The organism is Mesorhizobium sp. M4B.F.Ca.ET.017.02.2.1, assembly GCF_003998955.1.
Taxonomy (GTDB): domain Bacteria; phylum Pseudomonadota; class Alphaproteobacteria; order Rhizobiales; family Rhizobiaceae; genus Mesorhizobium; species Mesorhizobium abyssinicae.
The window spans coordinates 1-11,916 of sequence record NZ_RZOF01000191.1 but is presented as its reverse complement, the minus strand read 5'-3'; the positions used below and the strand labels follow the sequence as shown (position 1 = coordinate 11,916).

At 66.1% G+C, this 11,916-nt stretch carries 13 protein-coding genes; all 13 read left to right on the top strand.

The annotated features are described in order from the left end of the window. A partial coding sequence (locus EN738_RS21250) for an ABC transporter permease subunit (RefSeq protein ID WP_127285425.1) occupies positions 1-188 on the top strand: 188 nt, incomplete at its 5' end. Further along, a complete protein-coding gene (locus EN738_RS21245; RefSeq protein WP_127285424.1) occupies positions 181-1,029 on the top strand; it encodes an ABC transporter permease in 849 nt (282 codons plus the stop codon). The genes EN738_RS21250 and EN738_RS21245, both read left to right, overlap by 8 nt. Continuing rightward, complete coding sequence (locus tag EN738_RS21240) at positions 1,026-1,907, top strand: ABC transporter ATP-binding protein (protein ID WP_127285423.1); 882 nt, start codon at positions 1,026-1,028, stop codon at positions 1,905-1,907. The genes EN738_RS21245 and EN738_RS21240 overlap by 4 nt, the downstream gene beginning before the upstream one ends. Then, complete coding sequence (locus EN738_RS21235; RefSeq protein ID WP_127285422.1) at positions 1,900-2,730, top strand: ATP-binding cassette domain-containing protein; 831 nt, start codon at positions 1,900-1,902, stop codon at positions 2,728-2,730. The genes EN738_RS21240 and EN738_RS21235 overlap by 8 nt, the downstream gene beginning before the upstream one ends. Positions 2,731-2,799: 69 nt before the next feature. After that, a complete protein-coding gene (locus EN738_RS21230) occupies positions 2,800-3,399 on the top strand; it encodes a VOC family protein (RefSeq protein WP_127285421.1) in 600 nt (199 codons plus the stop codon). 128 nt (positions 3,400-3,527) lie between these two features. After that, positions 3,528-5,822, top strand: a complete 2,295-nt coding sequence (locus EN738_RS21225; protein WP_127285420.1) for a bifunctional salicylyl-CoA 5-hydroxylase/oxidoreductase — start codon at positions 3,528-3,530, stop codon at positions 5,820-5,822. Further along, positions 5,819-6,592: an SDR family NAD(P)-dependent oxidoreductase gene (locus EN738_RS21220; RefSeq protein ID WP_127285419.1), complete on the top strand. Its 774-nt coding sequence runs from the start codon at positions 5,819-5,821 to the stop codon at positions 6,590-6,592. Before EN738_RS21225 ends, EN738_RS21220 begins: the two co-directional genes overlap by 4 nt. Continuing rightward, entirely contained in the window at positions 6,586-7,056 is a 471-nt protein-coding gene (locus EN738_RS21215; protein WP_127285418.1) for a MarR family transcriptional regulator, read from the top strand. Before EN738_RS21220 ends, EN738_RS21215 begins: the two co-directional genes overlap by 7 nt. Further along, positions 7,053-7,865 carry an enoyl-CoA hydratase family protein gene (locus EN738_RS21210; RefSeq protein ID WP_127285417.1) on the top strand — a complete coding sequence of 271 codons (813 nt, stop codon included), beginning with the start codon at positions 7,053-7,055 and terminating at the stop codon, positions 7,863-7,865. Before EN738_RS21215 ends, EN738_RS21210 begins: the two co-directional genes overlap by 4 nt. 210 nt (positions 7,866-8,075) lie before the next feature. Next, complete coding sequence (locus EN738_RS21200) at positions 8,076-9,224, top strand: acyl-CoA dehydrogenase family protein (protein ID WP_127285416.1); 1,149 nt, start codon at positions 8,076-8,078, stop codon at positions 9,222-9,224. A 49-nt stretch (positions 9,225-9,273) separates the two neighbouring features. Further along, positions 9,274-9,669 carry a RidA family protein gene (locus tag EN738_RS21195; RefSeq protein WP_127285415.1) on the top strand — a complete coding sequence of 132 codons (396 nt, stop codon included), beginning with the start codon at positions 9,274-9,276 and terminating at the stop codon, positions 9,667-9,669. Between the two features lie 387 nt (positions 9,670-10,056). Next, positions 10,057-10,785: a GntR family transcriptional regulator gene (locus tag EN738_RS21190; RefSeq protein ID WP_127285414.1), complete on the top strand. Its 729-nt coding sequence runs from the start codon at positions 10,057-10,059 to the stop codon at positions 10,783-10,785. Between the two features lie 167 nt (positions 10,786-10,952). Further along, positions 10,953-11,916, top strand: a 964-nt coding sequence (locus EN738_RS21185; RefSeq protein WP_127285413.1) for an aminotransferase class V-fold PLP-dependent enzyme, incomplete at its 3' end; no start/stop codon positions are given.

The window sequence follows — 11,916 nt, the reverse complement described above, 5'->3', positions numbered from 1 at the left end:
GCACCGTCATCGTCGAGCGGCTGTTCTCCTACGAGGGCCTCGGCAACATGGCGATCGACGCCGTCATCAACCGCGACCTGCCGCTGATCCAGGGCATCGTGCTGGTCTTTGCGCTGCTCTTCGTGCTGATCAACCTCGCGGTCGACATGATGTACGCGCTGCTTAATCCGAGGCTGCGCCATGGATGACGCCCGCATCTCCCGAAGCGGATCGAGCCCGAGGCTCTGGCTGGCCGGCGGCTGGCTGCTGCTCGCGCTGCTGGCGGCAGTCCTTGCGCCGCTGATCGCGCCGCAGGACCCGCTCGCGCAGGACCTGATGCTGGAGCGCCTGCCGCCCTTCTGGCTTGATGGAGCCGAGCCCGGCTATTGGCTGGGCACCGACAGCCTCGGCCGCGATCTGCTCTCACGATTGATCTTCGGCGGCCGCATCGCCTTCATCGTCGCCTTCGCCGCCGCTTCGGCCGCTTGCCTGGTCGGCTCGGCACTGGGGCTGATCGCCGGCTATTTCGGCGGCTGGGCCGATCGCATCATCTCGCGCATCGTCGACATCTGGATGGCCTTCCCGCCGGTGCTGTTCGCCATCCTTCTGGTGGCGGTGCTGGGCACCGGCCTCAGCTCCGTCATCATCGCCATCGCCGTCATCGACTGGACGCGCTTCTGCCGGGTCATCCGCGCCGAGGCGATGGGCCAGGCGCGCATGGACTATGTCGAAAGCGCGCGCATCGCCGGCTATGGCCGTATCGGCATCATGCTGCGCGAGGTGTTGCCCAACGTGCTGCCCTCGATTGTCGCGCTGCTGTCGCTGGAGATGGGCATCGCCGTCATCGTCGAGGCGATCTTGTCCTTCGTCAACCTGTCGATCTCGACCGACGATCCGACCTGGGGCGGCATCATCGCCGAAGGCCGGCTGTCGATCCACCAGGCCTGGTGGGTGCTGGTGTTTCCGCTGATCACGCTGATCCTCACCGTGCTGTCCTTCAGCCAGTTCGGCGAAGCGCTGAAGGCGCGCTTCGATCCGGTGCTGCGATGAGCGCGGCCTGTCTCGACATCCGCTCGCTGAGCGCCGTGCTGCCCAACGGCCAGCGCGTGCTGCGCTCGGTGTCGCTGTCCGTCCAGCCGGGCGAGGTGCGCGCGCTGGTCGGCGAAAGCGGCGCCGGCAAGACGATGATCGGCAAGGCGGTGCTCGGCGTGCTGCCGACCAGCGTGCGCGTCGTCGAAGGCGACATGCTGCTGGAAGGCGAGGATCTCGGCGCCCTGCAGCCCAAGGTGCGGCGCAATTTGATCGGCGCCCGCACGGCGCTGATCCCGCAGGATCCGCTGACCGCGCTCAACCCGTCGCGCCGCATCGGCCCGCAGATGACCGACAGGCTGGTCCGCATCCTCGGCTGGAGCGGCGAGCGAGCCGACAGCCGCATCCGCCAGTTGCTCGACGAGGTGCAGATACGCGACCCCGAGCGCGTGCTGAAAAGCTATCCGCACGAACTGTCCGGCGGCATGCGCCAGCGCGTGCTTATCGCGGCAGCCTTCGCCGCCGAGCCGAGGCTGATTGTCGCCGACGAGCCGACGACGGCGCTCGACGTGACGGTGCAGAAGCAAATCCTGCGGCTGATCGCGCAACTGCAGCGCGACCACGGCACGGCGATCCTGTTCGTCACCCACGACCTCGGCGTCGTCGCCAAGATCAGCCAGAAAGTGTCGGTGCTCTATGCCGGCAAGGTGGTCGAGGAAGCCGACACCGCCGAGCTCTTCGCAGCACCCCGGCATCCGTACACGCGGGCGCTGATCGCGGCGACGCCGCGCTACACCGACCCCTACGCATCGCTGAAGCCGGTGGACGAAACCGTGCTCGCCGGGCTGGCAGCGGAGATCGCTGCCGCCGACCAGTCCTGGAGGCCAGGCCATGGCTGAGCCGGTGTTCTGCGTACGAGGGCTGAAGGTGGCGCTGCCCGACATGACGCGCAAGCCGCTGATCGGAAGGGCGCCGCTGGCCGAGATCCTGAAAGGGCTGGATTTCGACCTGCCGAAGGGATCGGTGACTGGCATTGTCGGCGAGTCCGGGTCGGGCAAGTCGACGCTCGGCCGTACCCTGGTGCGGCTGCTGGAGCCGAGCGCCGGCTCGATCAGCTTCGAAGGCCGCGACATCAGCAATCTGTCGGAAGCCGAACTGAGGCCGCTGCGTCGCGACTTGCAGATGATCTTCCAGGACCCGATGTCGTCGCTCAACCCGCGCCATACGATCTTCAACATCATTGCCGCGCCGCTGAGGCAGAACGGCCTCGGCGACAGGCTGAAGGAACGCGTGGCGGAAGCGCTGCAGCGGGTCGGCCTGCCGCAGAATTTCGCCAGCCGTTACCGCCACCAGCTCTCGGGCGGCCAGCGCCAGCGCGTCGGCATCGCGCGAGCGCTGGCGCTGTCGCCGAAATTCGTGCTGGCCGACGAGATCGTCTCCGGCCTCGACGTGTCGACGCAGGCGCAGATCCTGACCCTGCTGGAAAAACTGGCGGCCGAAATGGGGCTGACGGTAGCCTTCATCAGCCACGATCTGTCAGTGATAAGGCGGCTCTGCCAGCAGGTCATCGTCATGCGCGAGGGCAGGATCGTCGAGGCCAGCGCCACCGATGCGCTGTTCGAAAATCCGAAGCAGGCCTACACCCGCGATCTGCTCGCCGCCATCCCGCTGCCCGAGATCGATCCGGACTGGCTGCGACCACCCGAAAAGGCTTCGGCATAGACCTCTCCGCACGCCGAACAGCGGGCCTCGGATGTGCGTCTTCAGGTCAGCCCGCGAATGGAGGGTGACATGAACTTCGCAAAGCGCGGCGCGCTGCTTGCCGCAATCCTGCTCGGCTCAATGGGAGCGGCCGCGGCAGATTCGATCCCCGGCATGCGCGGCCACGACCACACAGGCATCACCGTGCCCGACATGAAGCAGGCCGTCGATTTCTTCACCAATGTCGTCGGCTGCAAGAAGGCGATGGCGTTCGGCCCGTTCGCCGACGACAAGGGCACGTTCATGCAGGATCTGCTCGGCGTCGACCCGAAGGCGGTGATCGAGGAGATCACGCAGATCCGCTGCGGCTACGGATCGAACATCGAGCTGTTCAAATACACCGCGCCCGACCAGAAGGACCTGACGCCTAAGAACAGCGACATCGGCGGCTTCCACATCGCCCTCTATGTCGACGACGTCGCCGCCGCGAAGGCCTATCTCGACGGCAAGGGCGTCAAGACGCGCATGGGGCCGCTGCCGGTCAAGGAAGGGCCGGCCGCCGGCCAGACCATCCTCTATTTCCAGGCGCCCTGGGGGCTGCAGCTCGAAGCGATCAGCTATCCCGACGGCATGGCCTACGAGAAAGGCGCCGAGACGGTGCTGTGGAGCCCGAAGGATCCGGCCAAGTGACCGATCCGCAGGGCGCGCAGGCAATTATTCAATCATGAAACTTCAAGCTTGAAATAATTTCGCTTCGGCGCGATACTGGGAACCGGGACCGCCGTAGCGGCCCCGGAAGCGAAGAGGAGATCGCAGGCATGAAGGTTGCGGTTCTCGGCGGCGGCCCGGCCGGGCTCTACTTTGCCATCTCGATGAAGCTGCGCGACGCCGCCCATGAGGTGACGGTGTTCGAGCGCAACCGCGCCGACGACACCTTCGGCTGGGGCGTGGTGCTGTCGGCCGAGACGCTCGATAACCTCAGCCGCAACGATCCGGTCAGCGCGGTCTGGATCAAGAAGCATTTCGCCTATTGGGACGATATCGCCGTCATCCATGACGGCGTGCGCACCGTCTCCTCCGGCCACGGCTTCTGCGGCATCGGCCGCAAGCGCCTCCTGATCCTCTTGCAGCGGCGGGCACACGAGCTCGGCATCAAGCTGCAGTTCGAAACCGATATCGCCGACCCCAGGCCGTTCATGGAATCGCACGATCTGGTGGTGGCGGCGGATGGGCTGAACTCGAAAGCGCGCGGCGCCTTCGCCGAAATCTTCAAGCCCGATATCGACACCCGCAAATGCAAATTCGTGTGGCTCGGCACGAAGCAGAAGTTCGACGACGCCTTCACCTTCATCTTCGAGAAGACGGAGCATGGCTGGGTGTGGGCGCATGCCTACCAGTTCGACAGCGAGACCGCGACCTTCATCGTCGAGTGCAGCGAGCAGACTTGGGATCGCTTCGGCTTCGGCGCGATGTCGCAGCAGGAATCGATCGCGGTCTGCGAACGCATCTTCGCCAAGCATCTCGGCGGCCATGCGCTGATGACCAACGCCAACCACATACGCGGCTCGGCCTGGATCAACTTCCCGCGCGTGCTGTGCGAGCGCTGGTCCTACAAGAACCTGGCGCTGATGGGCGATGCGGCGGCATCGGCGCATTTCTCGATCGGCTCTGGCACCAAACTCGCGCTGGAAAGCGCCGTAGCGCTGGCCGACTATGTCGAGTCCGAGCCCGACCTCGAGGCGGCATTCCGCAAGTACGAAGACGCGCGGCGCACCGAGGTGCTGAAACTGCAGTCGGCGGCGCGCAACTCGCTGGAATGGTTCGAGGAGGTCGAGCGCTATCTCGGCCTCGATCCGGTGCAGTTCAACTATTCGCTGCTCACCCGCTCGCAACGCATAAGCCACGAGAATCTTAGGTTGCGCGACGCCGAGTGGCTGGGTGGCGCCGAAGAATGGTTCCAGCGCCAGGCGGGCGCCGGCGGCAACAGGCAGCGCCGGGCGCCGATGTTCGCGCCATTCAAGCTACGCGACATGGCGCTCAACAACCGCATCGTCGTGTCGCCGATGGCGCAGTACAAGGCCGTCGACGGCTGCCCGACCGACTGGCATTTTTCGCACTACGCGGAGCGCGCCAAGGGTGGCGCCGGACTGCTTTACATCGAGATGACCTGTGTCAGCCCGGAAGGGCGCATCACGCCCGGCTGCCCAGGCTTTTACGCGCCCGAACATGAGGCGGCCTGGAAGCGGCTGGTCGACTTCGTCCACAGCGAGACCGAGGCAAAAATCTGCGCCCAGATCGGCCATTCCGGCGCCAAGGGCTCGACCCGCGTCGGCTGGCAGGGAACGGACGTGCCGCTGCCCTCAGGCAACTGGCCGGTGATGGCGCCATCGGCCGTGGCGTGGTCACCCGAGAACCAGGTGCCGAAGGCGATGGATCGCGCCGACATGGACAGGGTGCGCGGTGAGTTCGTCGCCTCTGCCGAGATGGCAGCCCGCTGCGGCTTCGACATGCTGGAAATCCATGCCGCGCATGGCTACCTGCTCTCCTCCTTCATCACGCCGCTGACCAACCGGCGCACCGACAACTATGGCGGTTCGCTGGAGAACCGCATGCGCTATCCGCTGGAAGTCTTCCGCGCGGTGCGCGCGGTGTGGCCGGCGGAAAAGCCGATCTCGATGCGCATTTCAGCCAATGACTGGGTCGGCATCGAGGGCGTCACCCCGTCCGACGCGGTCGAGATCGCAAAACTGCTGCATGAGGCTGGCGTCGACCTTTGCGACGTGTCGGCCGGGCAGACCTCGATCGCGGCAAAACCCGTCTACGGCCGCATGTTCCAGACGCCGTTCTCCGACCGCATCCGTAACGAGGTCGGCATGGCGACGATGGCGGTCGGCAACATCTATGAGCCGGACCATGCCAACTCGATCCTGATGGCGGGCCGCGCCGATCTGGTGGCGCTGGCCAGGCCGCATCTCGCCGATCCCTACTGGACGCTGCATGCGGCGGTGGCGCTCGGCGACCGCGGCGTCAAATGGCCGGATCCCTATTTGCCGGGCCGCGACCAGCTCTACCGGCTGGCCGAGCGAGAGGCGGCCGCGGGGCTGAAAGTATGAGCGCGGCTCAAGCAATCGCCGGCAGGCACGCGCTGGTCACTGGCGGCGGCTCAGGCGTCGGCAGAGCCATCGCACTGGCGCTGGCGGAAGCGGGCGCCAACGTCACCATTTGCGGGCGGCGCGAGGCGGCGCTTGCCGAAGTCGCGAAGGAGAATGATCGCATCTTTGGCCTCGCGGCCGATGTCACGAACGAAGCCGAGATAACGGACGCCTACCAAAAGGCGGAGGCCGCGCGCGGGCCGGTGGACATCGTCGTCGCCAATGCCGGCATGGCCGGCAGCGCGCCGGCGCACAAGACTTCGCTCACTGACTGGCAGCGCACGCTTGACGTCAACCTCACCGGCGCATTCCTGACGGTGAAGCCGGCCCTGCCCGGCATGCTGGCGCGCAAGGCGGGACGCATCGTCTTCGTCGCTTCGACCGCCGGGCTGAAGGGCTACGCCTACGTGGCCCCATACGTCGCGGCCAAGCACGGCGTCGTCGGCCTGATGCGGGCGCTCGCAGCCGAAACCGCCAAGTCCGGCGTCACCGTCAATGCCGTCTGCCCGGGCTTCGTCGACACGGAGATGCTGGAGCAGTCCATCCAGCGCATCGTCGACAAGACCGGCCGGGCTGCCGATGAAGCACGCGCAAGCCTTGCGGCGACGAACCCGCAAGGGCGCTTCATCCAGCCTGAGGAGGTCGCCGAAGCGGTGTTGTGGCTGTGCGGCGACGCCGCCCGCTCGATCACCGGACAGGCGATCTCGGTTTCGGGAGGCGAGACATGGTAGCCGGTCCGCTGCCTACGCACTCCGGTCCCGGCAAGGACAGGCTGCGCCTGTGGATCAGGCTGCTGCGCGCCTCGCGCACGATCGAGGCCGAACTGCGCGAACGGCTGAAGACGGAATTCAACACCACGCTGCCACGCTTCGACGTGATGGCGGCGCTCTACCGGTCGCCCGAAGGCATGCTGATGAGCGACCTGTCGCGCTTCCTGCTGGTGTCGAACGGCAATGTCACCGGCATCGTCGACCGGCTGGTGTCGGAAGGGCTGGTGACGCGGGCGCGCCGCAACGGCGACCGCCGCACCTCGATGGTGCGGCTGACCGAGGACGGCTCGAAGGCATTCGCGGAGATCGCCGCCGCGCATGAGAATTGGGTCGGCGAACTGCTCGGCAACGTCAGTGAGGAAGAGGCGCGCCGGCTGACCGGCATGCTGACTTCGTTCCGCAGCAATTGGGAGGGACGCGAATGAGCGCCATGGCCAATCTCAAGCCCAGGCATTTTCTCTGGGATGTCGAAGGCAAGGTCGCCAGGGTCCGGCTCGACCGCCCCGAGCGCAAGAACCCGCTGACCTTCGACAGCTATGCCGAGTTGCGCGACACGTTTCGCGATCTCGTCTATGCCGACGATGTCGACGCCGTGGTGTTCCTGCCCAATGGCGGCAATTTCTGCTCGGGCGGCGATGTCCACGACATCATCGGTCCGCTGGTCAAGATGGACATGAAGGCGCTGCTCGCCTTCACCCGCATGACCGGTGACTTCGTCAAGGCGATGCTCAACTGCGGCAAGCCGATCATTTCCGCTGTCGACGGCGTGGCGGTCGGCGCCGGCGCCATCATCGCCATGGCCTCCGACATCCGCATCGCCACGCCGGAAGCCAAAACCGCCTTCCTGTTCACCCGCGTCGGTCTTGCCGGCTGCGACATGGGCGCCTGCGCGATCCTGCCGCGCATCATCGGCCAGGGCCGCGCCGCCGAGCTGCTCTACACCGGCCGCACCATGAGCGCGGCCGAGGGCGAGCGCTGGGGCTTCTACAACCGGCTGGTGGAGCCGGCCACGCTCGAGGCCGACGCGCTCGACCTGGCGGCACGCATCGTCGCCGGCCCGACCTTCGCGCATGGCATCACCAAGACGCAGCTCAACCAAGAATGGTCGATGGGGCTCGACCAGGCGATCGAGGCGGAAGCGCAGGCGCAGGCGATCTGCATGCAGACCGGCGATTTCGAGCGGGCGTACAAGGCGTTCGTGGCGAAGGAAAAGCCGGTGTTCGAGGGGAATTAGCGATGAATGGTTTTCGCCCAGGCACCCCCCTCTGGCCTGCCGGCCATCTCCCCCGCAAGGGGGGAGATTGGCTGCCTCCACGCCGCCGCCCATCCTGCAATGCCGGTGATTGGCGAAAGCATAGCTTTCAGCTGATCTCCCCCCTTGCGGGGGAGGTGTCCGGCAGGACAGAGGGGGGTGTGAAGGAACGCGACGCAGGAGGCTTTCGCTATGCCTGACCGTTCATTCCTCAACTGGCCCTTCTTCGAGGAGCGCCATCGCCAGCTCGCCGACCAGCTCGACGCCTGGTGCGCGAAGAACCTGCCGGTCGACCATCACGATGTCGACGCCGCCTGCCGGGAGCTGGTGGCTAAGCTCGGCCGTGACGGTTGGCTGAAGCCGACGGCGCTCGACACGGACAATCCCGGACCGCTCGACGTGCGCACGCTGTGCATCACGCGCGAGACGCTGGCCCGCCATGACGGGTTGGCCGACTTTTCCTTTGCCATGCAGGGGCTCGGCACCGGCGCGCTCAGCCTGTTCGGCACGCCGGAACAACAGCATTGGCTGGACCAGACGCGGGCCGGCAAGGCGATCTCGGCCTTCGCGCTGTCGGAACCGCGCTCCGGATCGGACGTCGCCAACATGGAAATGACGGCCACGCGCGACGGCGACGATTATCTGCTGACCGGCGAGAAGACCTGGATTTCCAATGGCGGCATCGCCGATCTCTACATCGTCTTTGCCCGCACCGCAGAGGCGCCTGGCGCCAAGGGGATTTCCGCTTTCATCGTGCCGGCCGCGACCGCAGGCCTGAGCATCGCCGAGCGGCTGGAGACGATCGCCCCACACCCGCTGGCGCGACTGTCATTCGACAACGCCCGCGTCCCCGCTTCCGCGCTGATCGGCAAACCCGGTGACGGCTTTCGCATCGCCATGTCGGTGCTCGACGTGTTCCGCTCGACCGTGGGTGCCGCGGCACTCGGTTTTGCCCGTCGTGCCCTGGACGAGAGCGTCAGTCGCGCCGCAGAGCGCGAACTGTTCGGCGCGCCGATGGCGGACCTGCAGATGGTGCAGGGCCACATCGCCGACATGGCGCTGGACGTCGACGCCGCGGCGCTTCTCGTCTACCGCGCCGCCTGGACCAAGGACATGGGCGCCCCCCGCGTCACCCGCGAGGCGGCGATGGCGAAGCTGTTCGCCACCGACCGCGCGCAGGAGGTGATCGACACGGCCGTGCAGCTGCATGGCGGCGACGGGGTGCGCAAGGATCACATCGTCGAAAGCCTCTATCGCGAGATCCGTGCGCTGCGCATCTATGAAGGCGCATCCGACGTGCAGAAGGTGGTGATCGCGCGGCAAGTGATGGGAGCGGCGTGAGATTGGTCCATGCCCTGCAAACCGCATCTGAATTAGGGGGAGTCTAGTCATGCACACCATCCTGCAGCCGGAAGGCTGGGCAAAGCCCATCGGATACGCCAACGGTGTCGCCGCGCGCGGCCGGCTGGTGTTCGTCGGCGGCCAGGTCGGCTGGAATGCCGAGTGCCGGTTCGAGACCGACGATTTCGCCGGCCAGGTACGCCAAACGCTCGCCAACATCGTCGCGGTGCTGGCGGAAGCGGGCGGCGAGCCGCATCACATCACTTCGATGACCTGGTATTTCACCGACAAGGCCGAGTATCTCGCCAACCTCAAGGGCATCGGAGAGGCCTACCGCGCGGTCATCGGCCGACACTTCCCGGCCATGGCCGCCATGCAGGTGATGGCGCTGGTCGAGGACCGCGCCAAGGTGGAGATCCAGGCGACGGCGGTCATACCGGAGTGAGGCTTCGGACTGAAGCTTCGGCTCTGCTTGGCCGGCCCCCATCAACGGCAAGCAATCCACCTGCTGCCCATCTTGGGACTGCTAATGTTCAGATGTCGGCGCCGCCCCTCATCTGCCTGCCGGCATCCTCTCCCCGTATAGGACGGGGAGAGGGGTGCTGTCGCCGACGGTTTCGCCACTGACCAACGTTGCGGGTGCCGGCAGGCGGATGAGGGGCAGCGCTGTCGTTTGAAGGCATAGGCCCGATTCGATCAGAGATCATCGCCTTGACTATTCGAACCGCCGCTTGGCTCTAAACACAAACTGTGATCAGATGATCACGCTTGCTTCGGCGGGCGCACTCGGCATCGCACATAGCTTCTGCCGGCATCTGAGGAAAGCAAAACCGTGGCTCTGGGCTTCGAACCCGTATCGGGACGCATCACCGTCCAGGATGGCGTCTACCAACAGCTCCGCCATGCCTTGATGGTCGGCAGCTTCGATCCGGGACAGGTGCTGACCATCGCCGCGCTGGCCGAGGCCTTCGGCACCTCAAACATGCCGGTGCGCGAGGCCTTGCGGCGGCTGGCGGCGGAGAACGCGCTGGAGATCTCGCAGAACGGCTCGGCCTGCGTGCCGGTCGTCACGCGGGCGCGGCTCGACGACCTCTGCCGTGCCCGCCTGGCGGTCGAAGGGCTGGCGGCCGAGCTCGGCGCGCCGCGCCTGACAGCGGTCGAGATCGCCAGCCTGCAGCGCATCACCGATGACCAGCAGGCGATCGGCCGCGACGGCAGCATCTATGAGCTGATCGCCAAGAACCAGCAGTTCCATTTCATCATCTACCGCGCCTCAGGCTCGGACGTGCTGTTCCAGCTAATCGAAACGCTGTGGCTGCGCTTCGGCCCCTATATGCGGCTGTTGTCCAACCACGTGGCGCCGCTGATGCGCGCCGGAACCATGGAACCGTCCGGCCGGCATCTCGCGATCATCGCCGCGCTGAAGGACAAGGACTTTGCTCGCGCCCGCGACGAGGTGGTGGCCGACATCACGGCGACCCAGATGACGCTGCGCGCCATCTGCCCCGATGTGCCAGAGCCCAAGACGGTCGACTTCACCGGATTCGGTAAAGCTTCCTGATCTTCCTCAGCGTCGGGCTGACCCAAAGACCGAGAAGGTCCTGTCGCGGGCGCGCTGGACCAAAGCAATCGGCTGCTTTTTGGCACCTTGCCGTTTTTCTTTAGCCTTAAAGGATTGATCCTCGCTCCGTTCTGTGATCACATGATCACAAGGGAGCGAGACAGAAGATGTCCGGCTATTTTCTCTACCACTCGATCGGCACTTTCCCCGGCAAAGCCGAGCGGATGGCTGCCGCGCTGGGGGACTTCTCCGGCATCTGGTCGGCGGAAGACGATGGCCAGTGGCCGGCGGCGCTCGCCGCGCGGCAGCGCTTCATCGATGCCTGGATCAGGCTGATCGAAGCACCACAGGGCACGCTCACCACCGCTGAGAATGTCACCGCCGCGCTCTACAGCCTGATCGGCGCCTTGCCCTCCGAGCGTCTGGCGGGAAAGCGCCTGCTGGTTGCCGCCGACTGTTTTCCGAGCCTGCATTTCCTGCTGGCAGGCTTGGCCCAACGTTTCAATTTCACGCTCGACACCGTGCCGCTCAGGCCTGGCGAAAGCTGGGTGCGCGACGAGGATTTCGTCGCCCGCTGGCAAGAGGATGTCGGGCTGGCGCTCATCACCTTCGTGACCTCGACGGCCTCGCACCGCTGCGATGTGGCGAAGCTCGCGGCGCATGGCCGGGCGATGGGCAGCATCGTCGGTGTCGATGTCACGCAGGGTATCGGCGTGGCGCCATTTTCCGTTGCCGCGACGCCGGTCGATTTCGTCGTCTCGACATCGCTCAAATGGCTGTGCGGCGCCTCCGGCGCCGGCATTTTGCAAGTCGCGCCCGACCTTCTTTCGACATGCCGGCCGGAGCTGCGCGGCTGGTTCAGCCAGCCGAACCCATTCTCCTGGGATCTCGACGCTTTCAGCTACGCAAGCGACGCGCGCCGCTTCGACCACGGCACGCCGGCGATCCTGGCCAGCGTCGCCTCGCTGCCCGGCCTGCAATGGCTGGAGGGAACCGGCATCGACGCCATCCGCGCGCAGAACGCGGCGCATGTCGGGCGCATCATCGACGCCGCGATGAGCAATGGCTGGACGATCCGCTCGCCGCTCGATGCGGAGAAACGCGGCGGCAGCGTGATGATCGGCCTGCCGC

Excerpts from the sequence above, each read along its gene's own strand:
- EN738_RS21245 (WP_127285424.1), top strand. The coding sequence starts at position 181 with ATGGATGACGCCCGCATCTCCCGAAGCGGATCGAGCCCGAGGCTCTGG.
- EN738_RS21240 (WP_127285423.1), top strand. The coding sequence starts at position 1,026 with ATGAGCGCGGCCTGTCTCGACATCCGCTCGCTGAGCGCCGTGCTGCCC.
- EN738_RS21235 (WP_127285422.1), top strand. The coding sequence starts at position 1,900 with ATGGCTGAGCCGGTGTTCTGCGTACGAGGGCTGAAGGTGGCGCTGCCC.
- EN738_RS21230 (WP_127285421.1), top strand. The coding sequence starts at position 2,800 with ATGAACTTCGCAAAGCGCGGCGCGCTGCTTGCCGCAATCCTGCTCGGC.
- EN738_RS21225 (WP_127285420.1), top strand. The coding sequence starts at position 3,528 with ATGAAGGTTGCGGTTCTCGGCGGCGGCCCGGCCGGGCTCTACTTTGCC.
- EN738_RS21220 (WP_127285419.1), top strand. The coding sequence starts at position 5,819 with ATGAGCGCGGCTCAAGCAATCGCCGGCAGGCACGCGCTGGTCACTGGC.
- EN738_RS21215 (WP_127285418.1), top strand. The coding sequence starts at position 6,586 with ATGGTAGCCGGTCCGCTGCCTACGCACTCCGGTCCCGGCAAGGACAGG.
- EN738_RS21210 (WP_127285417.1), top strand. The coding sequence starts at position 7,053 with ATGAGCGCCATGGCCAATCTCAAGCCCAGGCATTTTCTCTGGGATGTC.
- EN738_RS21200 (WP_127285416.1), top strand. The coding sequence starts at position 8,076 with ATGCCTGACCGTTCATTCCTCAACTGGCCCTTCTTCGAGGAGCGCCAT.
- EN738_RS21195 (WP_127285415.1), top strand. The coding sequence starts at position 9,274 with ATGCACACCATCCTGCAGCCGGAAGGCTGGGCAAAGCCCATCGGATAC.